This is a genomic window from Streptococcus mitis subsp. hohhotensis (assembly GCF_000722775.1).
Lineage (GTDB): Bacteria > Bacillota > Bacilli > Lactobacillales > Streptococcaceae > Streptococcus > Streptococcus carlssonii.
Genome location: NZ_JPFZ01000009.1, coordinates 320,929 through 344,680, shown reverse-complemented (window position 1 = coordinate 344,680; position 23,752 = coordinate 320,929). Strand labels below are relative to the sequence as shown.

At 42.1% G+C, this 23,752-nt stretch carries 27 protein-coding genes, 1 pseudogene and 1 other annotated feature; of the genes and pseudogenes, 1 reads left to right on the top strand and 27 read right to left on the bottom strand.

The genetic code is table 11. The features are described 5' to 3' along the window. Nucleotides 1–28 precede the first annotated feature (28 nt). From rpmG to ybeY, 7 genes are read right to left on the bottom strand one after another with little or no spacing between them, the layout of a single operon-like run. Nucleotides 29–178 (bottom strand): 50S ribosomal protein L33, encoded by a 150-nt coding sequence (gene rpmG, locus SK608_RS04375; protein WP_001809104.1) that lies wholly within the window; start codon nucleotides 176–178, stop codon nucleotides 29–31. Beyond that, nucleotides 178–1,377 (bottom strand): multidrug efflux MFS transporter PmrA, encoded by a 1,200-nt coding sequence (locus SK608_RS04370; protein WP_033676867.1) that lies wholly within the window; start codon nucleotides 1,375–1,377, stop codon nucleotides 178–180. Before SK608_RS04370 ends, rpmG begins: the two co-directional genes overlap by 1 nt. Then, the gene (gene coaE / locus SK608_RS04365) at nucleotides 1,364–1,969 is read right to left on the bottom strand and encodes a dephospho-CoA kinase (protein WP_033676865.1); all 606 of its coding nucleotides are present in this window, start codon (nucleotides 1,967–1,969) and stop codon (nucleotides 1,364–1,366) included. Before coaE ends, SK608_RS04370 begins: the two co-directional genes overlap by 14 nt. After that, nucleotides 1,969–2,793 (bottom strand): DNA-formamidopyrimidine glycosylase, encoded by an 825-nt coding sequence (mutM, locus tag SK608_RS04360; RefSeq protein ID WP_033676863.1) that lies wholly within the window; start codon nucleotides 2,791–2,793, stop codon nucleotides 1,969–1,971. The genes coaE and mutM overlap by 1 nt, the downstream gene beginning before the upstream one ends. Before the next feature lie 48 nt (nucleotides 2,794–2,841). Next, entirely contained in the window at nucleotides 2,842–3,741 is a 900-nt protein-coding gene (gene era / locus SK608_RS04355) for a GTPase Era (RefSeq protein WP_033676860.1), read from the bottom strand. Between the two features lie 16 nt (nucleotides 3,742–3,757). Beyond that, nucleotides 3,758–4,153 carry a diacylglycerol kinase family protein gene (locus SK608_RS04350; protein ID WP_000378157.1) on the bottom strand — a complete coding sequence of 132 codons (396 nt, stop codon included), beginning with the start codon at nucleotides 4,151–4,153 and terminating at the stop codon, nucleotides 3,758–3,760. Further along, the gene (gene ybeY / locus SK608_RS04345; protein WP_000275156.1) at nucleotides 4,134–4,631 is read right to left on the bottom strand and encodes an rRNA maturation RNase YbeY; all 498 of its coding nucleotides are present in this window, start codon (nucleotides 4,629–4,631) and stop codon (nucleotides 4,134–4,136) included. The genes SK608_RS04350 and ybeY overlap by 20 nt, the downstream gene beginning before the upstream one ends. 104 nt (nucleotides 4,632–4,735) lie before the next feature. Here ybeY and pavA point away from each other — a divergent pair, with 104 nt between their 5' ends. Next, entirely contained in the window at nucleotides 4,736–6,391 is a 1,656-nt protein-coding gene (gene pavA / locus SK608_RS04340) for an Rqc2 family fibronectin-binding protein PavA (RefSeq protein ID WP_033676858.1), read from the top strand. 211 nt (nucleotides 6,392–6,602) lie between these two features. Here the strand turns inward: pavA and SK608_RS04330 are convergent, their stop codons facing one another. From SK608_RS04330 to tmk, 20 genes and pseudogenes are all read right to left on the bottom strand, one after another. After that, the gene (locus SK608_RS04330) at nucleotides 6,603–8,315 is read right to left on the bottom strand and encodes a glucosaminidase domain-containing protein (RefSeq protein ID WP_033676856.1); all 1,713 of its coding nucleotides are present in this window, start codon (nucleotides 8,313–8,315) and stop codon (nucleotides 6,603–6,605) included. A gap of 98 nt (nucleotides 8,316–8,413) precedes the next feature. Further along, a complete protein-coding gene (locus SK608_RS04325; protein ID WP_200872042.1) occupies nucleotides 8,414–9,400 on the bottom strand; it encodes a dihydroorotate dehydrogenase in 987 nt (328 codons plus the stop codon). Continuing rightward, nucleotides 9,363–10,163: a dihydroorotate dehydrogenase electron transfer subunit gene (locus SK608_RS04320; protein ID WP_033676851.1), complete on the bottom strand. Its 801-nt coding sequence runs from the start codon at nucleotides 10,161–10,163 to the stop codon at nucleotides 9,363–9,365. Before SK608_RS04320 ends, SK608_RS04325 begins: the two co-directional genes overlap by 38 nt. A 248-nt stretch (nucleotides 10,164–10,411) precedes the next feature. After that, a complete protein-coding gene (gene gloA, locus SK608_RS04315) occupies nucleotides 10,412–10,792 on the bottom strand; it encodes a lactoylglutathione lyase (RefSeq protein WP_000157153.1) in 381 nt (126 codons plus the stop codon). Nucleotides 10,793–10,850: 58 nt separating this feature from the next. Then, nucleotides 10,851–11,210 carry a 50S ribosomal protein L20 gene (gene rplT / locus SK608_RS04310; RefSeq protein WP_000124834.1) on the bottom strand — a complete coding sequence of 120 codons (360 nt, stop codon included), beginning with the start codon at nucleotides 11,208–11,210 and terminating at the stop codon, nucleotides 10,851–10,853. 51 nt (nucleotides 11,211–11,261) lie between these two features. Further along, nucleotides 11,262–11,462: a 50S ribosomal protein L35 gene (gene rpmI, locus SK608_RS04305; protein WP_001125943.1), complete on the bottom strand. Its 201-nt coding sequence runs from the start codon at nucleotides 11,460–11,462 to the stop codon at nucleotides 11,262–11,264. Nucleotides 11,463–11,494: 32 nt separating this feature from the next. Further along, the gene (infC, locus tag SK608_RS04300; protein ID WP_000848180.1) at nucleotides 11,495–12,025 is read right to left on the bottom strand and encodes a translation initiation factor IF-3; all 531 of its coding nucleotides are present in this window, start codon (nucleotides 12,023–12,025) and stop codon (nucleotides 11,495–11,497) included. A gap of 15 nt (nucleotides 12,026–12,040) precedes the next feature. Next, nucleotides 12,041–12,172, bottom strand: a sequence feature (ribosomal protein L20 leader region). A 72-nt stretch (nucleotides 12,173–12,244) separates the two neighbouring features. After that, nucleotides 12,245–14,485: a DNA internalization-related competence protein ComEC/Rec2 gene (locus SK608_RS04295; RefSeq protein WP_033676848.1), complete on the bottom strand. Its 2,241-nt coding sequence runs from the start codon at nucleotides 14,483–14,485 to the stop codon at nucleotides 12,245–12,247. Next, nucleotides 14,469–15,116, bottom strand: a complete 648-nt coding sequence (locus tag SK608_RS04290; RefSeq protein WP_033676846.1) for a helix-hairpin-helix domain-containing protein — start codon at nucleotides 15,114–15,116, stop codon at nucleotides 14,469–14,471. Before SK608_RS04290 ends, SK608_RS04295 begins: the two co-directional genes overlap by 17 nt. Nucleotides 15,117–15,182: 66 nt before the next feature. After that, on the bottom strand, nucleotides 15,183–15,752 hold the full coding sequence (locus SK608_RS04285; protein WP_033676842.1) for a GNAT family N-acetyltransferase: 570 nt from the start codon (nucleotides 15,750–15,752) through the stop codon (nucleotides 15,183–15,185). A 31-nt stretch (nucleotides 15,753–15,783) separates the two neighbouring features. After that, nucleotides 15,784–16,779 (bottom strand): PhoH family protein, encoded by a 996-nt coding sequence (locus SK608_RS04280; protein WP_033676840.1) that lies wholly within the window; start codon nucleotides 16,777–16,779, stop codon nucleotides 15,784–15,786. Nucleotides 16,780–16,863: 84 nt separating this feature from the next. After that, entirely contained in the window at nucleotides 16,864–17,079 is a 216-nt protein-coding gene (locus tag SK608_RS04275; protein ID WP_001232084.1) for a YozE family protein, read from the bottom strand. Between the two features lie 8 nt (nucleotides 17,080–17,087). Then, nucleotides 17,088–17,942, bottom strand: a complete 855-nt coding sequence (gene cvfB / locus SK608_RS04270; RefSeq protein ID WP_001095445.1) for an RNA-binding virulence regulatory protein CvfB — start codon at nucleotides 17,940–17,942, stop codon at nucleotides 17,088–17,090. Nucleotides 17,943–18,001: 59 nt separating this feature from the next. After that, a complete protein-coding gene (gene frr / locus SK608_RS04265; protein WP_001262225.1) occupies nucleotides 18,002–18,559 on the bottom strand; it encodes a ribosome recycling factor in 558 nt (185 codons plus the stop codon). Between the two features lie 8 nt (nucleotides 18,560–18,567). Next, on the bottom strand, nucleotides 18,568–19,305 hold the full coding sequence (gene pyrH / locus SK608_RS04260; RefSeq protein ID WP_000002996.1) for a UMP kinase: 738 nt from the start codon (nucleotides 19,303–19,305) through the stop codon (nucleotides 18,568–18,570). Nucleotides 19,306–19,388: 83 nt separating this feature from the next. After that, nucleotides 19,389–20,723 carry a methylenetetrahydrofolate--tRNA-(uracil(54)-C(5))-methyltransferase (FADH(2)-oxidizing) TrmFO gene (gene trmFO, locus SK608_RS04255; RefSeq protein ID WP_033676838.1) on the bottom strand — a complete coding sequence of 445 codons (1,335 nt, stop codon included), beginning with the start codon at nucleotides 20,721–20,723 and terminating at the stop codon, nucleotides 19,389–19,391. Between the two features lie 235 nt (nucleotides 20,724–20,958). Next, complete coding sequence (gene rsmI, locus SK608_RS04250; protein WP_033676836.1) at nucleotides 20,959–21,837, bottom strand: 16S rRNA (cytidine(1402)-2'-O)-methyltransferase; 879 nt, start codon at nucleotides 21,835–21,837, stop codon at nucleotides 20,959–20,961. A gap of 2 nt (nucleotides 21,838–21,839) precedes the next feature. Next, a complete protein-coding gene (gene yabA, locus SK608_RS04245) occupies nucleotides 21,840–22,157 on the bottom strand; it encodes a DNA replication initiation control protein YabA (RefSeq protein ID WP_000358228.1) in 318 nt (105 codons plus the stop codon). A gap of 38 nt (nucleotides 22,158–22,195) precedes the next feature. Next, a pseudogene (locus SK608_RS04240) lies at nucleotides 22,196–23,085 on the bottom strand (DNA polymerase III subunit delta'). Then, nucleotides 23,082–23,720, bottom strand: a complete 639-nt coding sequence (gene tmk, locus SK608_RS04235) for a dTMP kinase (RefSeq protein WP_033676833.1) — start codon at nucleotides 23,718–23,720, stop codon at nucleotides 23,082–23,084. Before tmk ends, SK608_RS04240 begins: the two are co-directional and overlap by 4 nt. Between the last annotated feature and the right edge of the window lie 32 nt (nucleotides 23,721–23,752).

Below are 23,752 nucleotides of genomic sequence, written 5' to 3'. Positions count from 1 at the left end.
TAAAATCCTTATTATTTTACCATAAAATCTACTTAGATTCAAGATGTAGGGTTACTTTTCTTTCCTTGGGACAATACTTTAAAACCTCAATCTTGTCTGGATGGGTTTTTGAGTTTTTACTAGTTAGGTAATTGATACTGCCACAAGAGGAGCATTTGAGATTAATTTTTACTCGCACTAGATTTCCTTTACTTTTAATAATGTTCGAAATTGAAGCAGGTTAAAGAGACAACTAAAGGCAACACAAAGGCTTGTCGCATAAAAGACAGCATGGTAGCCAAATTTTCCTGCTACTGCAGAACCTGCCATGGGACCAACAACACCTCCCAGATAAAAGAATACCTGATTGAAGGCAAATACTCTTGAAATACCTGATTTTGGGGTCATCTTACTGAGAAGAGCATTAACTCCAGGAATCAAGGCACCTGTCCCCAAGCCAAAGAGGAAACGATAGAGTCCTAGTTGAAGGGGGCTAGAGGCATTGGCACAGAGGAGATAGATAATGACTGAATAAAACTGGGCTACAACCAAGAGGCGATGATTGCCCACCTTGTCACCTAGCTTACCCATGACTCCTGCACTCATCATGCTGGAAAAGCCCATACTGGATACAATCAAACCAGAGACAAAAAGAAGATTCTCTGTCTGGCCTAAGTCGCGTACATACAGAGCTAAGATAGGGCCGATTGATTGGGCTGAAAATTGGATGACAAAACTGGTCAGAAAGAGATTGACCAAAAGATAGGGATATTTAACTGATGTAAATAATTCCTTTGTTGGGATGGCCTTTTCCTTGGCTACTGGTTGAAAATCTTCCTTGATAAAGCAAATAGTCAAAACAGCAGCTAAGAATAGAAAACTACCAACCAGTAAGAAAACAGTACGAATGCCAAATAATTCTGCAATAAAGCCACCGATAAAGGGACCAGTTAGAGTGCCTGCAACTACGCCTGTAGACAAAGTACCTAAGGCAGAGCCTGATTTCTCCTTGGGAACCTGACTGGCTATCAAGGCCGTTGCATTAGGAACAAATCCTGCAAATACCCCGTTTAATAAACGAAGAAAGATTAACCAATAAATATTTGGGACAAAGGCCAAGCCTCCCATAGTAATAGTCATGGCCATACCAGCACGAATCATCATGGGTTTTCGGCCGTATTTGTCAGCAAGAATGCCCCAGATAGGAGAGAAAAGTGCTGCAGAAATGGCAGAGACAGAAATAGCTAAACCTGCATAAAAAGCGACTTGCTCACTCCCTACACCTAGATTTTCCACAAAGATGGGCATAAAAGGCACAACCAAAGAAATACTGGCTCCAGTCAGAAAATTACCAAACCAGGCAATGCGCAGATTATCCTTCCAGTTAATCTCTTTCATCTTGCCTACCTCCCTCAAGCAGGGAGAACACCTGAGTAAGAAGCTGGTCCTGATTTCCATTGTTGTTTAAAACATGGCTGGCCAAATCTTTCTTTTTCTCTAAAGGCCACTGGGCTGCCAGACGAGACTCAGCTTCATCTTTGGACAAGTGGTCTCTTTTCATTAGACGTTCTACTTGGACATCTCTATCCACATAGACCAACCAAGTCTCATCAAACCAAGCGCTGTAGGCCTGCTCAAAAAGTAGGGGAATATCCATGAAGAAAATCTCTTCTGTCTGAGCCAACTGGTCTCTCAACGTAGCTAGCTCCTCACGAATAATCTCCCCTTGAGTTATCCTAGACCATTCCCGTTCTTCAGGATTTGAAAAGATAAGACTAGCTAGGATAGGGCGATTAAGTTCTCCGTTTTCAAGGATGATTTCTTGCCCAAAGTGCTTGACTAGAGCCTCAAACAGACGACCACCAGGTTTCTGTAGTTGGTGGACGACTGCGTCGGCATCCACTACTTGAAAATCTTGCTTTCTTAGAAAATTTGTCACAGTTGACTTACCAGAGGCAATTCCCCCAGTGATTCCAATGATTTTTCCCATCAGCCCCTCCTTTGACAGTTTGGACAAAAGTGAGTTCCTCGTCCACCTAGTTGGATTTTCTCAATGATGGTGCCACAACGTGAACATTCTTGACCAGCCTTGTCATAGACTTGATGAAAATCCTGCATGGTTCCATCTTCCCCAAAGGCATTGGTATAGGTCCGAATGGTGGAACCACCTTTTTCAACAGCCTGGTCCAAAACAGCAATGATCTGGTCATGAATGGCTGACGCTTCTGCTGCAGTCAAAGTCTGGGAAGGTCTAGCTGGATGAACCTGAGCTCGCCATAGAACCTCATCCACATAGATATTGCCAAGGCCAGCTACCAAGGTCTGGTCTAGGAGGTGGGATTTGATAGGCTTTTTGGACTTAGCTAGGGCAGCTTGAAAGACCTGCACATCAAAGTCTTGTTCGCTTGGTTCAGGACCTAATTTTTTAGAAATAAAGTAGGCGTCCAAAAGGTCAGGAGACAAGAGTTCCATAGTACCAAACTTGCGTACATCCTCATAAACAAGCGTGCCACCATCCTCAAATTGGAAGAAAACATGGGCATGCTTGCGTTCAGGTGCTTGGTCTGGATAGTAAAAATACTTGCCCTCCATTCGCAGATGAGAAATCAAGACCTTGTCTGTAAGATAGAAAAGCAAATATTTTCCACGACGTCCCATTGACTCAATAATCTGACCAGGCACTTCCTTTTGAAACTCGTCCAAATCTGTCTTAATCATCTTGGGATAGCGAATTTCTACACTCGAAATCTTCTTTCCCAAAATCAATTTTTCTAAGCCACGACGAACGGTTTCAACCTCAGGTAATTCAGGCATAAATCCTCCTTCTGTAAAAACAAGAAGCAGGCATGAGCCCACCTCTACTTAATATTCCTTTTCATTATAGCCAAAGTCAGCTAAATCTAGCTTTTTATCGCGCCAGTTTTTCTTAACCTTGACCCAAGTTTCTAGGAAAACCTTGTCTCCTAGCATGAGTTCGATATCACGACGGGCCATAGTCCCAATTTTCTTGAGCATAACACCACCTTTACCGATGATAATCCCTTTTTGACTATCACGCTCGACCATAATGGTTGCACGGATGTGAACCTTGTCTGTCTCTTCGTCTCGTTTCATAGAATCCACAACTACTGCGACAGAATGCGGAATCTCTTCACGAGTTAGGTGCAAGACTTTCTCGCGAACCATTTCTGAAACCAAGAATCGTTCTGGATGGTCTGTGATTTGATCAGACGGGAAATATTGGAAACCTTCGTCCAGATTTTCACTCAAAATATCCACTAGACGAGAGACGTTATTTCCTTGGAGGGCTGAGATTGGTACAATTTCCTTAAAGTCCATTTGATTACGGAAGTCATCAATCTGAGACAAGAGCTGGTCTGGATGGACCTTATCAATCTTGTTCACCACCAGAATAACAGGAACCTTGGCAGCCTTGAGACGCTCTATAATCATATCATCGCCCTTACCACGCGCTTCATCAGCAGGCACCATGAAAAGAACGGTATCCACTTCTCGAAGGGTACTGTAGGCAGACTCAACCATGAAATCTCCGAGAGCTGTTTTAGGTTTGTGAATCCCTGGTGTGTCGATAAAGACAATTTGCTCCTTATCAGTCGTGTAAATTCCCATGATTTTATTGCGCGTTGTCTGCGCCTTGTCACTCATGATGGCAATCTTTTGCCCCATGACGTGGTTTAAAAATGTTGACTTCCCAACATTGGGACGTCCTAAAATGGCTACAAAGCCTGATTTAAAAGTCATAATTTCCTCTTACTGTTTAAAATAATAAATCCCAGATTCGTGGGAGAAAAATCAATGCGCCTGTTAAGGCTGCGAAAAGAGAGACCACTAGTACCGCGCCAGCCGCCATATCCTTGGCATTTTTAGCCAGCATAGAAAAGTGATAGTGACTGGCCAAATCCACCACATTTTCAATAGCAGAATTGATAATTTCAAAGGCTACTACCAAGAAAATGCTCAATAGGAGAAAGAGCCATTCGATTCGTGACACCTGAAAAACAAAACCTGCAAGAATGACTACAAGAGCCGTTACTGCATGTTTTCGCATATTGCGTTCTTCCTTGATAGCAGTAAAAATTCCTGTGATGGCAAATTCTAAACTGGATATCAGGTCACGATTTTTCCATTTTCGTTTATTGTCTTGTGAGTCCATAGGCTGTCAAAATTTCTTCTTGTAAACCGAACATCTCCGCTTCTTCTTCCGGAGTGTAGTGATCATAGCCGTTGATATGTAAAAAGCCGTGTACTGCCAAGAAGCCCATCTCACGCTCAAAGCTATGGCCATATTCCTCGGCCTGCTCATGTGCCTTATCGATAGAGATGAACAGTTCCCCAATATAGGCATCAAACTCAGACATCATCTCTGCCAATTCTGGATTTTCAAGTAAATCCTCTTCGTCAAAGGCAATTTCCAACTCTGGCTTATATTCAAGGCTGATAACATCTGTCGGACGGTCTGTGTCACGGTACTCCAGATTGAGTTCATGACTACGTTCATTGGTCACAAAGGTAACTGCCATCTCCTTGTCTTCTTTTCCTAATTTTTGGGCTGCAAATTCCAAAATTTCTTGGGTTTGTTGCAACATTTCTTTTGAAACTTGACCAGTTTCATCTACCATTTCAATATACATGCGCTTCTCGTTTCTCTTTACTTGGCTTTATTATACCACATTTCCATGATTTTATTCTACCTTTTTGATATAATACTATGGAATACAATCACAAGGAGAGAACGATGTCATTTGACGGATTTTTTTTACACCACATGGTTGAGGAATTGCAAAGAGAGTTAGTGAACGGTCGCATCCAGAAAATCAATCAACCTTTTGAACAAGAGTTGGTCTTGCAAATCCGTAGCAATCGCCAAAGCCATCGCCTGCTCCTTTCTGCCCATCCAGTTTTTGGACGCATTCAGCTGACCCAAACGACTTTTGAAAATCCAGCCCAACCTTCAACCTTTATCATGGTTTTGAGAAAGTATTTGCAGGGTGCCCTGATTGAGTCGATTGAGCAAATCGAAAATGACCGAATTGTGGAGATTACAGTTTCCAATAAAAACGAGATTGGGGATCATATCCAGGCAACTCTCATTATCGAAATCATGGGCAAACACAGTAATATTCTCCTCGTGGATAAAAGTAGCCATAAAATCCTCGAAGTCATCAAACACGTTGGTTTTTCACAAAACAGCTACCGCACCTTACTCCCAGGGTCAAGCTATATCGCTCCCCCAAGTACCGATTCTCTCAATCCTTTTACTATCAAGGATGAAAAACTCTTTGAAATCTTGCAAACCCGGGAATTAACAGCTAAAAATCTTCAAAGCCTCTTTCAAGGTTTGGGGCGAGATACGGCAAACGAACTGGAAAAGCTCTTGGTTCGTGATAAACTTTCTACCTTCCGTCACTTCTTCATCCAAGAAACCAAGCCTTACCTAACAGAGACCTCCTTCAGCCCAATTCCCTTCGAAAATAGTCTAGGAGAGCCTTTTACCAGTCTTTCTGACTTGCTTGACACCTACTATAAGGACAAGGCTGAACGCGACCGCGTCAAACAGCAAGCCAGTGAACTCATTCGTCGTGTTGAAAATGAGCTTCAGAAAAATCGACACAAGCTGAAAAAACAAGAAAAAGAGTTACTAGCGACAGACAATGCTGAAGAATTTCGCCAAAAAGGAGAATTGCTAACAACCTTCCTTCATCAAGTGCCTAACGACCAAGACAAGGTTATCCTAGATAATTACTACACTAATCAACCCATCACGATTGCGCTTGATAAGGCCCTGACTCCCAACCAGAATGCCCAACGCTATTTTAAACGTTATCAGAAACTCAAAGAAGCTGTCAAATACTTGACTGACCTGGTTGAAGAAACCAAAGCCACTATTCTCTATCTGGAAAGTGTAGAAACCGTCCTCAACCAAGCTGGACTAGAAGAAATCGCTGAAATCCGTGAAGAATTGATTCAAACAGGTTTTATCCGCAGAAGACAACGGGAGAAAATCCAGAAACGCAAAAAACCAGAACAGTATCTAGCAAGCGATGGCAAAACCATAATCTATGTAGGACGCAATAACCTGCAAAACGAGGAGCTAACCTTTAAAATGGCCCGCAAGGAGGAACTTTGGTTCCATGCCAAGGACATTCCTGGAAGCCATGTTGTCATCTCAGGAAATCTTGACCCATCTGATGAAGTCAAGACAGACGCAGCAGAGTTAGCTGCCTACTTCTCTCAAGGGCGCCTGTCGAATCTCGTGCAGGTAGATATGATTGAAGTCAAGAAACTCAACAAACCAACTGGTGGCAAACCCGGCTTTGTCACTTACACAGGACAAAAGACCCTCCGCGTTACACCAGACCCCGAAAAAATCGCATCCATGAAAAAATCCTGATTTTACTTGAAATCAGGATTTTTAACTTATACTCAATGAAAATCAAAGAGCAAACTAGGAAACTAGCCGCAGGTTGCTCAAAACACTGTTTTGAGGTTGCAGATAGAACTGACGAAGTCAGTAACATCTATACGGTAAGGCGACGCTGACGTGGTTTGAAGAGATTTTCGAAGAGTATTACTACTCACTCAAATCATATCCAATTATAGGACTAATCTTTGCCACCTAGTTTCTCATTGATTTTCATCATCACACTAGCAATTTTTTCACCCCAATAAGGGTCTGAGGCATATTCAACATTCATACCAGACGCCTTGTTTCCAAGGAAAGTTCTGCCCCTATCGATATAATTTTCCTTAATCCACTTTGTTGCACCTAAAATTCCCTTATCCACATCATCAAATGTCTTGGCAGAAAGGTACGGGGTCGTATCATAGGCTGTAATTCCAAAGAAATTATTCTTATCTTTGGCAATATTGCTACGTCCCCAGTCACTTTCTAAGGCACTATGGGCAAGGAGGTAAAGGGCATTGATATGGTAATGTTCTTCGGCTTCCTTAAAGGTAGCTCCCTTATTTTCCAAGAGACTATTGTCAATGTTTAACAGACTAAATACCTTATCCAGATCTTCAGCACTATAGTTTGTAGCCTCTGTTAAATCTTTGAAAAGGAAGGGATTCTCAAGGTTAAAACCATCAAAATGCAGGCCATCTGCCGAATAATATTTCTTGCCTACTTCCATATCAGAAAGATGAGAAGCTACTGGGATACTAGCATACTGGCTCACATAGTGATAAAAACGGTGTCCATCACTCTCATAATAAGGGATAAAATCCTTACTAGCATCTAGCGCTTGTAAATCTTCTGTTTTCATGTAGCCTGACAAACCAGAAATAGTAATAGCCAGACGCTTGTCATCACTTTTTCTATCCTTATCTAGCCAAACAACACTACCTTGCGATATATAAGACAGCTTTTCACCATCTGCATCATAAACATTTGCTGTGACAGGTACTACTTGATAATAAGCAGCATTTTCGCTTGTAGCTTTTTCTCCAAGCCATTTACCATCACTTCCAAGCTGATAACCATCTACTGTCTCATTTTTCGCCATGTGGCCGCCAGATTTGAAGTAGTACCAGGCTTGACTTTTATCATCGTATAGCCATTCTTTCTCAGCCATTTTACCATCAGATTTGAGGTAAAACCATGACTCTTTATCCCAAATCCATTCATTCACTGCCATATAGCCACCGGATTTTAGATAATAATAGTGACCATTTTCGAAAATCCATTCTTTCTCAGCATGTTTTCCATTTTCTTTGATGTAAAACCAAGATTGATATTGTTTGTCAAAAAGCCAACCTTGTTGTACTTTGGCACCACTGGCATTCACATAAGCCTGCTCAATCCACTGACTTGTCAGTAGATAACCACCAGATTTAAAATAATAGTCCTTACCCTTGATTTGGAGCCATTCTTTCTCTGCGTGCTGGCCATCTGCTTTTATATAAAACCAAGCGTCGTATTGAGAATCAAAGATCCAGTCTTCTATTACTTTGGCACCTGTAGCACCAACATAGGAAGTTCCTAGCCAAGTATTTCTTTTCATCTTTCCATCTTGGTCAAGATAATAGAGGGCTCCCTTGTCTTCTACCCATTCTGATTTAGCCATATAACCACCAGATTTTAGGTAAAAATAGTCGTCACCTTGTTTCAGCCATTCGTTTTCAGCATAGTTGGCATCTTCTTTTATATAAAACCAAGATTGATAATGAGCATCAAAAACCCACTCATTGGCTGCTTGACTGCCATCTGATTTCAGGTATTGTCTTCCTTTCCAAGTACCATCGCTAGCCATTACACCCTCTGGTCTGGCTAAGAAAAATAGCAGGGCTAAAAAAATAAATCTCAATTTCTTCATTAACTTTCTTCCTCTGTTCTTACTCATTTCATTATATCAAAATTCTCTATAATCAACATTACAAAATAATAAGAAATCAAAAACAGATTGATTGCAGTTTATCTCAGAGACTCTTTTACTTCCTTGCGGAGATTTTCTAGACTGCTAATGCCGTATTTGTCCATGACTTTTAGCAGATTTTCGATGATATCAGGACAGGCATATGGATTGGTAAAGTTGGCTGTTCCAACTCCAATAGCCGATGCTCCAGCCAGATACATTTCTAGGGCAGCTTCTGCCGAATCCACTCCTCCCATTCCAATGATAGGCAGGTCTGTTGTTTGAGCTACTTGGCGGATGAGTTTGAGGGCTACTGGAAAGACTGCTGGACCAGACATCCCACCTGTTCCATTGGCCAAGATTGGTTTTCTGGTTTTGAGGTCAAAGCGCATTCCAACCAGAGTATTAATCATAGTTAAGCCACTTGCTCCCGCATCTTCTGCAGCTTTTGCGACAGTAACGATATCCGTCACACTAGGGGTCAGTTTGACATAAACTGGTACATCAGAGGCTTCCACAGCTGCTTTCACCACATCATAAGCCAAATCTGGATCTTGACCAATCAAAAGTCCATGATTACAGTGATCTACGTTGGGACAAGAAATATTGAGCTCAATAGCCTTTACATTAGCTGCCTTGGAAATCCCATGAGAAACAGCCGCATACTCTTGTTTTGAAAAACCAGCTACATTGGCGATAATAGGAAGATTTGGATATTCTCTTTCCAACCAAGGTAACTTTTCAGCCAAAACAACTTCCAAACCAGGATTTTGCAAACCAATTGCATTAAGCATACCAGCGGGTGTCTCTGCCACCCTTGGAGTTGGATTGCCAAAGCGGGGTTCAAGAGTTGTCGCCTTGATCATAATAGAACCTAAAAGGTCTAAATCATAGTACTTGGCATACTCTTGACCAAAACCAAAACAGCCTGATGCTGGAATAATTGGATTTTTCAAATCCAAGCCTGGTAGAGAAACTTGTAAACGATTTGTAGTCATGATTTTCTCCTTATAATACAACTGTTCCTGTGCGGAAAACAGGGCCATCTTCACAGACGCGTTGGCTGACCGTCTCGCTTTCTGGCACTTTTAGGACGCAGGCATAGCAAGCCCCCATCCCACAAGCCATACGAGATTCCAGAGATAGATAGGCTCTTGGGTGGTCATAAAAGGTTTGATTGATATACTTCATCATTCCTGGAGCCCCACATGAATAGACGGCGTCAAAATGAGTATCTAAATCATTGATGACAACTGAAACATTTCCCTTGATACCATAAGAACCATCATCTGTCGTTACAAAGACCAGCCCATATTGGGCCAATTCCGTCTCTAAAATAACAGCATCCTTATTAGCAAAACCGAGAACTATCACTACTTTCACACCACGCGCATGCAATTCCTTGGCTACCTCAAGCAAGGGCGGAACACCAATCCCCCCACCAACAAGGAGTACCTGACTCTGCTCATCTAGGTCAGACAAGTCAAAACCATTTCCCTGAGGGCCCATCACATCAAGAGTATCTCCCTGACTTAAGGTTGAGAAAATAGCTGTCCCAGCTCCCTCAATCCGATAAATAAGACGACACTGCTTCTTAACCTTATCAATAGACGAAATTGAAATAGGACGACGCAAAAGATGGGCGTCATCAGGCACACGCAGATGTAGAAATTGGCCTGCTCGCATAGCTTCAACCATTTCCCCTTCTAGGACTAATTCAAAAATTGCTGGTGCGATTTCCTCCTGTGCTACCACCTTCATGGTTTCCAAACGAATTGCACCCAAACGTTTCTTACATGTGGGATTCATGACTTTTCCTCCTTAAATTTTAAGGGGACCAGACAAAGAAAAGACCTTGCTAGTGCAAGGCCTCAGTTAAAATCGTACAACACAAGAGAGCACACTCAAAAAGTCTCCTCTAGAAAATTGTACTATTCTTTTATCTGACACCTTGTGAGTCTCTCTGGACTCCCCTTAAAGGTTAAATTTTTACTAGTATACTCTTTCAGCTAAAAAAAGTCAAGTAGAAAACGAAGATTCTACTTGACTTCACAAGATTATTTTTCACGAATGACTTCGACCTTGTAGCCATCAGGGTCTTTGACAAAGTAATAGTTAGGTGCAGTTCCTGGTAGACCATTTGGCTCAGTCACTTCATAGCCTTTGGCACTGTGCTCTTGATGAAGAGCTTCAAGATCGGGTGTACTGAGGGCGATATGGGCAAATCCATCTCCAACCACATAAGGACCATGATCGTAGTTATAAGTCAACTCCAACTCATAGTCGTCACCCTCAAGTCCAAGATAGACAATCGTGAAGGCATGGTCTGGAAAATCTCTGCGACGCAATTCTTTAAAACCAAAAGCATCTTGATAGAATGCAATTGATTTTTCAAGATTTTCTACTCGCAAGCAAGTGTGTAGCATTTTTGAAGCCATATTTTTCTCCTTCATTTTTAAAAAGACTGGGACAATCCTGTTCCAGTCTTATCTGTTATTATTTACCAAGTTTTGCTTTAGCTGCATCTGCAAGAGCTGTGAAAGCTGCTGCATCGTTAACAGCCAAGTCAGCAAGCATTTTACGGTTAACTTCGATCTCAGCCAATTTCAAACCATGCATCAATTGTGAGTATGAAAGTCCGTTCATACGAGCTGCCGCGTTAATACGAGTGATCCACAATTTGCGGAAGTCACGTTTTTTCTGACGACGGTCACGGTATGCATAGTAGTAAGAGTTCATTACTTGTTCTTTTGCAGTACGGAACAAGATGTGTTTAGCTCCATAGTAACCTTTTGCTAATTTAAGAATACGTTTACGACGTTTGCGTGATACAACGCCACCTTTAACACGTGCCATGTTTTATTTCCTCCAAATATTTCCTAGAATTCTTTACTTACAGTCAAGCTATTATTTCAAGCGAGTAAGCATTGCTTTGATACGTTTGTAATCTCCTGAATGCACCATAGATGCTTTACGAAGATGACGACGTTGTTTCTTAGTTTTTCCGTGGAAACGGTGAGAAGTGTAAGCACGGAAACGTTTAAGTCCACCAGAACCTGTACGTTTGAAACGTTTAGCTGATGCGCGGTGTGTTTTTTGTTTTGGCATGATTTTTTCTCCTTTATTTAACTTTCTGACAATTATTTTTTGTCAGTCGCTGGCGCCAATTGCATGAACATTTGACGTCCATCCATTTTAGCACGTTGTTCGATGATGGCAATATCTTGAGTTGCTTCAGCAAACTCGGCTAAAACTTTTGCACCAATCTCTTTATGGGTAATCATACGACCCTTAAAGCGAATAGATACCTTAACTTTATTTCCTTTTTCAAGGAATTTGCGTGCATTGCGAAGTTTTGTATCAAAGTCACCCTTGTCAATAGTTGGACTTAGACGAACTTCTTTCACAGTAACAACACTTTGTTTTTTACGTTGTTCTTTTTGCTTCTTCTGGTACTCAAATTTGAACTTACCGTAGTCCATAATTTTTGCAACAGGCGGTTTGGCTTGGGGTTGAATCAATACTAGGTCAACATTAGCGTTATCAGCCAAAGCTTGCGCTTCACTGAGTGGTTTGATACCTAACTGTTCTCCCTCAAGACCAATCAAGCGAACTTCACGTACACGAATCTCATCATTGATGAATAAGTCTTGCTTTGCTATGGTTTTCACCTCTTTTGTTTTATTAGAGAAAAACAATAGCGGACTCGTAATAATACAAGCCCGCACGTTATGATAGCGTTTCTTAGAAACTTTTCATCCGTAGGGCCAGGCAACTTGATGTCACAAGGCGAGAAGCTCTCACTTCTGCTTTTCTCAACTTTTATATGATACCAAGTTTTCTAGCCCTTGTCAAGATAAAAAGTTATTTTTTTGAAAAGTTTCTGCTCATTAACCAACCGTTTCGATTTTCCAATTTTTCCACCCCTTAAAGCGTATAGCTCCTTGCTGGTCAGTTCGGTAAACTTTGCTATTGATAGTTTCCAGTCGTATCAAGGTTTCCTGATGGGGGAGTTTCGTTCGATTATTCTTTCCAACTGAAATGAGAGTGAACTCTGGTTTGAGTTTTTCTAGAAAGGCTGAACTTAATGATTTTTTAGAGCCATGTTGACTAGCTTTCAAAACATCCACCTCTAGGTCAGGATATTGCCTCAGCAATTCCTTCTCTCCTTTTTCCTCCAAATTTCCAGTGAAGAGAAAGTTTTTATCCAAGAGTTTTCCATACAAAACCAGGGAATCTTCATGATCTCCATCTCCAATTTTCATTGGAGATAGGACTTCTAACTGACTTCCAAAAATTGGCAAGTTCTCTCCTGCTGTCATACTGCGCACCTTGGTTTGAGTTGCCTGTAGTTCTGAAACAAATTCCTTCTGTTTCAAACTGCCTTTGGACACTAAAATTTCGCCTACATGGAAAGCCTTGGTCACCTCCAACAAATCTCCAACATGCTCCTTGTCTGTGTTTGTCAAAACCAGCTGGTCAATCTTGGCTACTCCTCTACTTTTTAGATAAGGAATCAAGGTTCGCTGGGCATTGCTGGTTATCGCCTTTTCTTGCCATTTTTCAATTTTCTTATCAGATTCTGCCTTACCGCCCACATCTATGAGAATAGTCTTACCAGTTACATCCCTTAGGAAAATACTTTCGCCTTGCCCCACATCCAGCATGGTAATTTCATTTTCCAGTGGATGCTTGGTCAGGAAAAAGAGACCTGTAATCAATAAGCTCAACACTGCTAGCCTTTTAATGTTTTTCCTCAAATCATAGATTAAAGCCAAGGAAATTAACAACAAGATTAAAAGCCATGCATTGGGTTGTCCAAAAATCAGAGGCCTGCTTGCCACCTGCCATACCAAGCGAATAATGCCCTCCAACCATTCAAAAATAAAATTCAGCTGAATGACTGGATAGAGAAAGGAAAGGGCAAATAAGATAGACAAGAGCGGTAAGAAGACCAAGTCAAATAGAAAGGAAAAGACGAAGGTCAAAAGGATGGACCAAGGTTGAAATTCCGCAAAATAGAAGGACAGAATGGGCAATATGCCCAAGGAGATGACTAGACTTTCTCTAGCAACAGCCTTGAGCCCCTCTCCTTCTTTACTAGTCATGGTCAAGATAAAAGCATAAGCGCAGGACAAGACTCCTCCTGCTGTCAAGAAAAAGTTGGGCATGATGATAAAGAGGATAAGGACCGTCAAGGCAAAATTATCCAAACCCTTAACACCATGTTGAGCCAGTAACTTTTGTAAGAGACTGCGAATAACCGATGCTGAAAATCCTGTCAGCCCTGCATAGATAAGGGAAAAGGGATAGGTCAGCCATTTCAACTTTTCTTGGGTCAAGCCCAATCGTAAGAGAAGTTTCTTAAATCCATCCATGAAAAATCCTACCTGCATACCCGACAAGGCAAAAAGATGAATAATTCCTAGACTGGAATAAAGCTCATTCATCTCCTCAAAATCTGTGTCCAGATATCCTAGCAAAAGCCCTGTCATGTAATTGCGCATAGGGTCTGGAAAATGTGTCTTAATCCAAACTACAGCCTTACGGCGTAAACTGGATAGATTTTCTCCTATATCCCAACTGCTAACCTGTTTAAGGGACTGTATTCTTTTGATATTGAGAGTCTGGAAAATTCCCTGAGTTTTCAGATAAGCTTGGTAGTCAAAACCACCAAAATTTCTCTGCCCTTCTGGCTCCGAAAGCTTCCCTTCAAGTTCTATCTCATAAAGGTCTGTTAAGGCTTGAAATTGCTCTTTTTCATTCTCGGACTGGAGTCTATAATAGACTTGAAAAATGCGTCCATCAGCCTTGCCACGAAAGGATAGACTATCACCATTGACCTTAACAGTGTCAGGCAAAATCCGTACCCTTTCAACAGAATCCATCAGATTTTGACTCGCTTGACTCTGTTGCCAATTTTGAAACAGAAACCAGAAGGCAAAGATTCCGCAAAGCACTAGAACTTTGCTAGCAGATTTCCAAGGAAATTGGAAAAAAAGACAGATTAGCAGAAAAACGAAACCCAACAAAGCAAGATAGGATGATGAGAAAATAGCGTAGTAAAGCCAAAGCAATAGAAAACTCAGGTAAATTAGGGGAAGGGGGAAATTCTTAATCCACTGTAACATAGTCTTTTAGCTTCTCTATCGTTTTAGCACCAATGCCAGAGACCTTCTTAAGTTCATCAACCGACTTGAATTTGCCATTCGTCTCACGATGATCGATAATATCCTGGGCTCGTTTTCCTCCCAAGCCTTTGACCTGCTTGAGTTCTTCCAGACTGGCCTTGTTGAGATTGATTTTCTTTTCCTTGCTTGTTGAAGAAGGCGCTCCAGAACCTGCCTGTTGACCAGCTACTTCTTCTCCCTTAGATGGAACGTAAACCAGAGCCTCATCACTAACTTTCTGAGCTAGATTGAGCCCCTTGCTGTCTGCTTGCTCTGTCAAGCCACCAGCCTTCTGAACAGCATCATTGACTCGACTACCTACCGGCAAATCATAAATTCCAGGTGCTTTAACAGCGCCTTTTACATCTACTGTGATTAGATCTTGTTCAACCGGTTCTTCCTTTTCTTCCTTCACTTCCTTTTCGGTCGATGAATCCTTAGAAACAGCTTCAACTTCTGCCTGTAAATTCGTTTCTTTGACAGGTGTTTGTGGAGCTCGCTTTAGCAGGAAAAATCCTCCGACAAGCAAGCCTAGAACAGTACAGATAACAATAATTTTATACTCTTTAATTTTCTCGATAATTGCTTCCATATTTTCTCCTCTCTTAAATTATTCGTAAGAGGAAGAAAAAACAGTTGAAAATTTCTTCTCAACTGCTTATTTATTTGCAAAATAGTCTTCCTTGGTCAAGACATAATGAACTCTTGTCACGATTCGGCCTTCTTCATGCTGGTCCATACAAGCATATGGTTCTGCATGGGAAAAACGCATGCCTGATTTCTCCATGACCTTTCCAGATGCAGGATTGTCCTTATCGTGAAGGGCAACCAACTTATTCATCCCTATCTTCTCAAAAGCTAGCTCAATCACAGCACGATTGGCTTCTGTCGTCAATCCTTGATTCCAATACTTTTTATTGATAATGTAGCCAATAACTGCCTTCTTAAGAACAGGATCAATCTTGTGCAAGTCAATGGTTCCAATAAACTGACCATTGCTTTTTAGTTCTATTCCCCAACACCCTAATGGATTGGCCAAGTAGAACTGAGCAATGTTATTCTTGGTTTCTTCCAAGCTTTGATTGGTTGGAAAAGTGTAGCGCGTATTATCCTTGTCCGAGGCATAGTCAAACATTGCTTCCGCATCATCCAAGGTTACAGGTCTAAGCAATAAACGCTCTGTCTCTACTATTGGATACTGAGCTAGTTTTAAAAAGATTGATTCCATATGTTTCTTCCACCTGAACTGCTCTTTTTTGCTATTCTGTTCCTTCTTGGCTTTCTTCACTCTCTTCATTTTTAACCGGTACTGGTTCATAGGCTCGGATAATCTGAGCGACAACCGGATGGCGAACCACATCCTTGGCTGAAAAATGAACAAAGTCAATCTGATGGATATTCTTGAGTTTCTCTTGGGCATCAATCAAACCTGACTTGACATTACGTGGCAGGTCAATCTGACTGATATCTCCATTGACAATCATCTTAGAATTAAAGCCTAAACGCGTCAAGAACATCTTCATCTGCATGATTGTTGTATTTTGGGCCTCATCGAGAATGACAAAGGCATCATCCAAGGTTCGTCCACGCATATAGGCAAGGGGCGCAATCTCGATAATTTCACGCTCCATAAGACGAGTCGTTTGGTCTTTTCCCAGAATCTGATACAAGGCATCATAAACAGGTCGAAGGTAAGGATCTACCTTCTCCTTGAGATCACCCGGAAGAAAACCTAGACTCTCCCCTGCTTCCACTGCTGGACGAGTTAGGATAATTCGCTTGACCTGCCCACGTTTAAGGGCTGTCACGGCCAAAGTAACTGCAAGAAAGGTCTTCCCTGTTCCTGCGGGCCCGATTCCAAAGGTCACATCATGCTGTTTGACACTATCCACATAAAGTTTTTGACCCAAAGTTTTGACACGGATAGTCTTCCCTGTATTGTCCTTGATAATTTCTTCTTCGTAAAGGGCGACAAACTTGTCGATTTCATCGTTTTTGACCATGCTAATCGCAGTGACCACATCTGGCGTACCAACGGTCATCCCACGATTTACCAAGACCATGAGGGCTTGAATAACCTGACGAGCCTCTTCACAGGCAGTCTCCTCTCCCAAAACCTGCACAATCTCCGTACGAGCATGAATCACCACATCAAGCTCTTCTTCCATCAAACGAAGATGGCGCTCATTGGAACCAAAAAGATGAAACAGGTCATCTGGATGACTCAGTTGAATGTCAATTGAATGTTCCTTCAAATAAAGAACCTCTCTAATCCTTTTATTTCTTTTTATTATAGCAAAGGGATGGAGAAATTACTAGCCCAAACCCAGTGAATCATGCTAGTGTTCTAAGTATTCCTGCCAGATGGCATCAAAGTCTCCTAGGTTGAAAGAGAAACTAGCATGCTCCTCCAAAAAGCGACTCACCTCATCAAAATCATCCGTGTGTTTTGGAAATGCTGACTCTTCAAAAGCGAGGTCTGCCAAGATGGCTTTGGGACTATTGCTTTTAGGATTGCGCTCAGTCATGAGCCAAGTGTAAAATGATTTTCTCATATAACTCCTTAAATCAACTCAGTCCCAAACTGGTCTTGTTTGATTTTACCAGCCTTCATCAAGCCACCGAGTGCTTTCTTGAACTGACCTTTAGAGATACCAAAGGTTGCCTTGATGTCGTCTGGAGATGACTTATCATTTAAGGTCATGAAACCGCCATTGCTTTCCAAGTAGGTCAAAATCATCTGAGCATCATTTTCCAACATCTCAAAAGAACGTGGTTTAAGGGAAAGGTTCAAGGTACGGTCCACTTCACGGAAACCAATGACACGCGCATCTAGAACTTGCCCCAAACGTGGCTCTGCGTAGCGCTCGCTAGGATGGATAAAACCAAGCATGTTATTCTCTGGCAGGTAAACAAAAGTTCCTGACAACTTGAGACGGTAAACAATGGCTGGCCAGTTTTGGTTCTGCATATTGTTGTAAGCAGGACGAGCTAGACGTTGGAAGTCTTCTTGATAAGCCAAGAGGCCCCAGATACGGTCTTTCTTGTCCACTTCAAGACGGATGTAGAGTTGGTCGCCCTTCTTAGGCCAGAGTTCCTTGAGTTCAGGGAGGATATCGAGTGACACAACGATTTCCTTGTCAGGAAGACCTGTATCCACAAAGACACCCAAGTCCTTGCGTACTTCTGTGACACGACCCCAACCAAACTGATCCTGAGTGGCAGTGACCTCAAGTGTCGTCAAGCGGAGTTTTTGCTTCATATCCGTGTAAGCGAAACCTTTGACCGTGTCTCCTACCGTATGCTGACCTTCTTCCTTGGCAAGCGCATAGGTCTGGCCATCCTTTTGCACAAAGTAAAAACGGTCATTTTCATCGATGATGAGTCCAACGATAAAACTTGCAAGATTTGTATTCATATTTCCTTCTTTCGAATAAAACTCAGCCAGCAATGCCAACTGAGTTTTTCTGTTTATTTTTAGACTTCCAAAAGTTCTTTCTCTTTGTTGGCAGTCATGTCGTCGATGTGTTTAACAGCATCGTCTGTTACTTTTTGAATGTCTTTTTCAAGAGTCTTCAATTCGTCTTCAGTGATTTCTTTTGCTTTTTCTTGTTTCTTTGCTTCGTCCATAGCATCACGACGGATATTGCGAACAGCCACTTTAGCATTCTCACCGACCTTCTTCACTTCTTTAGCAAGGTCACGACGAGTTTCTTCTGTAAGAGCAGGGATAACCAAGCGAATCACAGAACCGTCGTTAGCTGGTGTAATACCAAGATCAGAAGCGTTCAAAGCACGTTCGATATCTTTCAATGAAGACTTGTCAAATGGTGTTACCAACAAAACACGTGCTTCTGGAATCGTAATTGAAGCGATTTGGTTAAGAGGAGTTTCTACTCCATAGTATTCTACATGTACACGGTCAAGCAAGCTTGCATTGGCACGGCCAGCACGGATACCACCAAATTCACGAGCAAGTGATTGGTGAGACTGGGTCATTCTCTCTTTAGCTTTTTCAATAATTGCGTTAGCCATAATCTTTTTTATTCCTTTTCTTCGATATTATTTGAAACTGTTGTTCCGATATTTTCACCAAATACGACACGTTTGATGTTGCCTGGTTGATTCATATTGAAGACAACCAAGTCAATGTCGTTGTCCATTGAGAGGGTTGAAGCTGTTGAGTCCATGATACGAAGACCTTTATTGATAACGTCACGGTGGGTCAATTCTTCAAACTTAACAGCTGTCTTGTCTTTCTTAGGATCGGCATTGTAAACACCATCGACACCATTTTTAGCCATGAGGATGGCATCCGCTTCGATTTCAGCTGCACGAAGGGCCGCTGTTGTATCTGTTGAGAAGTAAGGTGAACCAATTCCGGCACCAAAGATAACGATACGACCTTTTTCAAGGTGACGAAGGGCACGTCCACGGACATAAGGCTCTGCCACTTGTTGCATAGCAATGGCAGTTTGCACACGCGTATCGACACCAACTTGTTGCAATGAATCTGCCATCACAAGAGCATTCATAACAGTCCCAAGCATTCCTGTGTAATCTGCCTGAACGCGGTCCATTCCTGCTTCTGCAGCAGGTTCTCCACGCCAGAGATTTCCTCCACCGATAACAAGGGCAATTTCGATACCTAAGCTATGAACTTCTTGAATCTCTTTTGCGATTGTTTGAACTGTTTGGATATCAATCCCTACGCCACGTTCACCGGCAAGGGCTTCACCTGATAACTTGATTAAAATACGTTTATACTTGGGATTCGCCATTTTCACTCTCCTTTTTTTATCCTACCTATTTTATCACAATTTCTAAGATTTTTATAGTATCATGAGCAATTCTTTCAAAAAAATTAGACAGTTAAAAATTCCTCTAAGTCGCTAAGGGCACGCTCTGCAATTTTTTCATAACGAGCCTTCTTATCACGGATACGCTCGCCTTCCAACTCCTTGATAATACCGAAATTGACATTCATTGGTTGGAAATGTTTGCTGTCCGCATGGGTGATGTAATGAGCTAAGCTTCCGATAGCCGTCGTCTCTGGGAAAATAGCTTGGCTTTCTCCCTTGAAAAGACGAGCCGCGTTAATTCCCGCAACCAAGCCTGACGCTGCTGACTCTACATAGCCTTCCACACCCGTCATTTGACCAGCAAAGAAGAGGTTTGGCTGTTTCTTGGAACGATAGGTTTGCTCAAGAAGATTTGGTGAATCCATATAAGAATTGCGGTGCATAACACCATAACGAACAAACTCAGCATTTTCAAGACCTGGAATCATTTGGAAAACGCGCTTTTGCTCTCCCCATTTAAGGTGGGTTTGGAAACCGACGATATTGTAGAGGCTACCAGCCGCATTGTCCTGACGAAGTTGCACAACCGCGTAAGGTGTTTTAAATTCTCCATCGCGAGGTCCTGTGTAGTCGTCTGGATACTCAAGCCCCACTGGTTTCATAGGGCCATAAAGCATGGTTTTAATACCTCGTTTGGCCATGACTTCAATAGGCATACAGCCTTCAAAATACTTTTCTTTTTCAAAGGAATTAAGCGGAGCTTCTTCCGCATTGACCAAGGCTTCATGGAAATCCATAAATTCTTGCTTGGTCATAGGGGCATTGAGGTAGGCCGCTTCTCCCTTATCATAACGAGACTTGAGATAGACCTTACTCATATCGATAGTGTTAACATCGATAATAGGCGCTGCCGCGTCGTAGAAATAAAAACCATCGCCGTCATTAAGTGCATGAATCTTTTCAGCCAAGGCATCGCTGGTCAAAGGACCAGTAGCGACAACTGTAATAACATCTGTCGGCAATTCTGTAATTTCATCACGAACCACTTCAATCAAGGGGTGGTTAGCAACTTTCTCAGTCACCATATGGGAGAATCCATCACGGTCCACCGCAAGGGCACCACCAGCGGGAACACGTGTAGCCTCAGCAGATTCCAAAATAACAGAACCCAAGCGACGCATTTCTTCCTTGAGAAGACCAACTGCATTTGTCAAAGCATCCCCACGAAGAGAATTAGAACAAACTAACTCTGCAAAATTGTCTGTTTTGTGTTGAGGTGTTGACTTGACACCACGCATTTCATAAAGTTTAACTGGAATACCACGTTCTGCGATTTGGTAGGCTGCTTCAGAACCTGCCAAACCAGCACCGATAACATTGATATAAGATTGAGACACGACACTAATACCTCTTTGGGAGTGTGAAGACAAGGTTCACATTGAAAAAGCCAATCGGATTTACGAGCTTTCGAATTTCTTGGCTCAGACTGAAAAAGTCCACAGGACTTACTTCGCTTTCAAGTTTCTTGGCTCAGGCTGAAAAAGTCCCCCAGACTTTTTCACTCCCACAAATCTTTCTAATTTTTTCTTCTACTAGTATAACAAAAAAAGGGAAGAAGGCAAACTTCCCTGTTTAGTCATTTTCTTGATTTTCTTCCCAGTCGTGGTAGGCTGCGTAAAGCTGGCTCTTATTCCACTGGTAAATCTTAGATACTTCCTTAATAGCTTGATTTTTCTTCATGCCTTGCTGGATACGGGCTTGGATTTCTAAGAACAAGTCCTCCTCGTCTTTTTCCTCCACATCCTGACTGGCACCTTCAACGATGAGAAGGCATTCTCCCTTAAGTGGCGTTTCAGAGATGCCTTCCAGCAATTCAGAAATCTTTCCTCTTTGGTATTCTTCATAGATTTTGGTCAATTCCCTAACCAAGACGACCGAGCGGTCACCATAGACTTCTAGCATATTTTCTAACGTATCTGCCACACGATGGGGCGATTCATAGAAAATCTGAGTTTCTGGATAGTCTTTTTTTGAGTCGAAAAATTGCTTTTGCTGGCCTGATTTTCTCGGTAAAAAACCGTAAAAGATATGTGGCTGTGGAGCTAAACCACTGGCAATCAAGGCAGAAATTCCTGCAGAGGCACCTGGAACAGTGACAACTGCGATTTCCTCCTCAATCGCTGCCTTGACCAAATCATGACCAGGGTCTGAGATACTAGGCAGTCCCGCGTCGGATACCTGAGCAATACTTTGCCCTGCTTTCAAGAAACCAATCAAATCAGGAATCTTTTCCTTGGCATTGTGCTCATGAAAACTGATTTGCTTAGTAGAAATGTCAAAATGCTTGAGTAAAAGTCCTGTATTGCGCGTGTCCTCAGCCGCAATCCAGTCCACTTCTTTCAAGGTCTGAATAGCTCGAAAGGTCATATCATCTAAATTGCCAATCGGCGTTGCCACTAGGTACAGTTTGCCGTAGGGAGACTGCCCCTTAAAACTTTTTTGAATCTGCATGCCTACTCCCTGTATAACAATTCGTCACAGAACATACATTCCTCATCCTGCTCTCGACGTTGTCCATAAAAATCATTACATACGTGAAATCCATCACGGTAAATGCGACGGACACTTTCACGAACATGCTTGGCCTTGACGGGAGCATCTGCTTCCACCTCACCCAAGCGTTCTCGCAACTTAGAATTTTCCAAGCGAAGAGCTGTATTTTCCTCTACCAGGCTCTTGAGATTTTTCTTGATGGCTTCCACATCGGCCAAGGTTACCAATAACTGTTGGGAAAAATCATCCAGCGCGTCAAATAATTCTTTTTTGTCCATAAAACAGCCCTTTCCTTTCTTTATCGTTCATTTTGAGTTTACATTTCTTTCAAGACCAGATATTCCATGGCATTTTGAAAGCTGACATTAGCTTGCCACATTTTTCTAGCTTCTAGCAAATCTTGTAAAATCACTCTTACTCTTGCTTGTAGTATATCTTGTCCACAGAGAACTTCAAGAATCCGTAAAACCTGATCTTGTTTTTCCTTATCATCTGCCAAGCTAACTAGTTTGGCAACTTGCAGATAACTTTCTTTTTCTTAGCTACTAACCAAGTCAGCAGGCGTTCACTTTCATCGACCAAGGTCCAAAAACTTGCCTGATTAGCCAACTTTTCTCCTTCAGCTCGCGATTGACTAAACTGAGCTAAAAGAGTCGCTTTTTTCTTGACCAGCCCCATTTGTTCTAAAAGCAAGATGAGCTTCTCTTCTTGCTTTTTAAAGTGAAAAATTTGGGTCCGACTACGGATTGTCGGCAAGATTTTTTCCTCATCACTAGTTAAAAAGAAAATGTAAACTTCACTCTGAGGTTCTTCAATGACCTTGAGCAGAGAATTAGCTGCGTTGGGATGCATTTTCTCAGCTTGCTCGATAATAAAGAACTGCTGCTGGCTTTCAATCCCTGCTTGGGAAAACTGGCCCACCAATTCCCGAATACGTTCTGTCTTGATGACCTGATTGACTGGCTTAATCAAGGTGACATCGGGAAATTCTCCCTGTTCAATCAGCTTACAATTTCGGCATTTCTCACATGGTAAAACACCTACTTTATCTGTACAAAAGAGGCTCTTAGCCAAAAACTGCGCCATTTCCAAGCTTCCAAAGAAACCTGAAAAGAGATAGGCATGATTGAGCTGGTCTTGTTCTAGGATACGGACAAAGCGGTCAAACTGATCTGGTTGCCAGGCCTTTAGTTGATCTTGTTTCATTTAGCCAAGCCCATTCTGTCAAACAAGACAGCCTTGGTTGTTTCCACAACTTGCTCCAATGGAAGACTCGCATCAATCTTGACAATACGGTCTCCTTCTTTGTCCAGAAGAGAAAGGTAGCCTTGACGAACTTTTTTGTGCAAGTCCAACCCTTCCAAGTCCAGACGATTGACCTCGCGGTTACTATTAGCAGCAATGCGAGCCAGTCCTTCTTCCACCTCAATGTCAAAATAGAGTGTCAAATCGGGTTTAAGGCCATCTGTCGCAAACTGATTGAGCCAATCAATGGCGTCAATATCCAAGCCACGACCAAACCCCTGATAGGCAAGAGAACTATCGATGAAGCGATCCATAATGACCAACTTGCCAGTTTCAAGTGCTGGAAGAACTTTTTCCACCAAGTGCTGTCTGCGACTAGCAATATAAAGAAGCAACTCTGTCTTCGCGTCCATCTGAGTATGACTTGGATCCAAAATCACTTCCCGAATCTTCTCTCCTATCAAGACACCTCCTGGTTCACGGGTCGTCAGCACCTCTACCCCTTTTTCCTCTAAAATTGGGAGCAGAGCCTCTAAAACACTGGTCTTTCCTGCTCCCTCTGGTCCCTCAAGAGAGACTAAAAATCCTTTTGACATGTCTAACTCATTTCTTTTTTACTACTTCTATT

What these genes read in the sequence shown, in the direction of transcription:
- SK608_RS04370 (WP_033676867.1), bottom strand. Translation starts at nt 1,377, where the DNA reads ATGAAAGAGATTAACTGGAAGGATAATCTGCGCATTGCCTGGTTTGGT.
- coaE (WP_033676865.1), bottom strand. Translation starts at nt 1,969, where the DNA reads ATGGGAAAAATCATTGGAATCACTGGGGGAATTGCCTCTGGTAAGTCA.
- mutM (WP_033676863.1), bottom strand. Translation starts at nt 2,793, where the DNA reads ATGCCTGAATTACCTGAGGTTGAAACCGTTCGTCGTGGCTTAGAAAAA.
- era (WP_033676860.1), bottom strand. Translation starts at nt 3,741, where the DNA reads ATGACTTTTAAATCAGGCTTTGTAGCCATTTTAGGACGTCCCAATGTT.
- SK608_RS04350 (WP_000378157.1), bottom strand. Translation starts at nt 4,153, where the DNA reads ATGGACTCACAAGACAATAAACGAAAATGGAAAAATCGTGACCTGATA.
- ybeY (WP_000275156.1), bottom strand. Translation starts at nt 4,631, where the DNA reads ATGTATATTGAAATGGTAGATGAAACTGGTCAAGTTTCAAAAGAAATG.
- pavA (WP_033676858.1), top strand. Translation starts at nt 4,736, where the DNA reads ATGTCATTTGACGGATTTTTTTTACACCACATGGTTGAGGAATTGCAA.
- SK608_RS04330 (WP_033676856.1), bottom strand. Translation starts at nt 8,315, where the DNA reads ATGAAGAAATTGAGATTTATTTTTTTAGCCCTGCTATTTTTCTTAGCC.
- SK608_RS04325 (WP_200872042.1), bottom strand. Translation starts at nt 9,400, where the DNA reads ATGGCCCTGTTTTCCGCACAGGAACAGTTGTATTATAAGGAGAAAATC.
- SK608_RS04320 (WP_033676851.1), bottom strand. Translation starts at nt 10,163, where the DNA reads ATGAATCCCACATGTAAGAAACGTTTGGGTGCAATTCGTTTGGAAACC.
- gloA (WP_000157153.1), bottom strand. Translation starts at nt 10,792, where the DNA reads ATGGCTTCAAAAATGCTACACACTTGCTTGCGAGTAGAAAATCTTGAA.
- rplT (WP_000124834.1), bottom strand. Translation starts at nt 11,210, where the DNA reads ATGGCACGTGTTAAAGGTGGCGTTGTATCACGCAAACGTCGTAAACGT.
- rpmI (WP_001125943.1), bottom strand. Translation starts at nt 11,462, where the DNA reads ATGCCAAAACAAAAAACACACCGCGCATCAGCTAAACGTTTCAAACGT.
- SK608_RS04295 (WP_033676848.1), bottom strand. Translation starts at nt 14,485, where the DNA reads ATGTTACAGTGGATTAAGAATTTCCCCCTTCCCCTAATTTACCTGAGT.
- SK608_RS04290 (WP_033676846.1), bottom strand. Translation starts at nt 15,116, where the DNA reads ATGGAAGCAATTATCGAGAAAATTAAAGAGTATAAAATTATTGTTATC.
- SK608_RS04285 (WP_033676842.1), bottom strand. Translation starts at nt 15,752, where the DNA reads ATGGAATCAATCTTTTTAAAACTAGCTCAGTATCCAATAGTAGAGACA.
- SK608_RS04275 (WP_001232084.1), bottom strand. Translation starts at nt 17,079, where the DNA reads ATGAGAAAATCATTTTACACTTGGCTCATGACTGAGCGCAATCCTAAA.
- cvfB (WP_001095445.1), bottom strand. Translation starts at nt 17,942, where the DNA reads ATGAATACAAATCTTGCAAGTTTTATCGTTGGACTCATCATCGATGAA.
- frr (WP_001262225.1), bottom strand. Translation starts at nt 18,559, where the DNA reads ATGGCTAACGCAATTATTGAAAAAGCTAAAGAGAGAATGACCCAGTCT.
- pyrH (WP_000002996.1), bottom strand. Translation starts at nt 19,305, where the DNA reads ATGGCGAATCCCAAGTATAAACGTATTTTAATCAAGTTATCAGGTGAA.
- rsmI (WP_033676836.1), bottom strand. Translation starts at nt 21,837, where the DNA reads ATGCAGATTCAAAAAAGTTTTAAGGGGCAGTCTCCCTACGGCAAACTG.
- yabA (WP_000358228.1), bottom strand. Translation starts at nt 22,157, where the DNA reads ATGGACAAAAAAGAATTATTTGACGCGCTGGATGATTTTTCCCAACAG.
- tmk (WP_033676833.1), bottom strand. Translation starts at nt 23,720, where the DNA reads ATGTCAAAAGGATTTTTAGTCTCTCTTGAGGGACCAGAGGGAGCAGGA.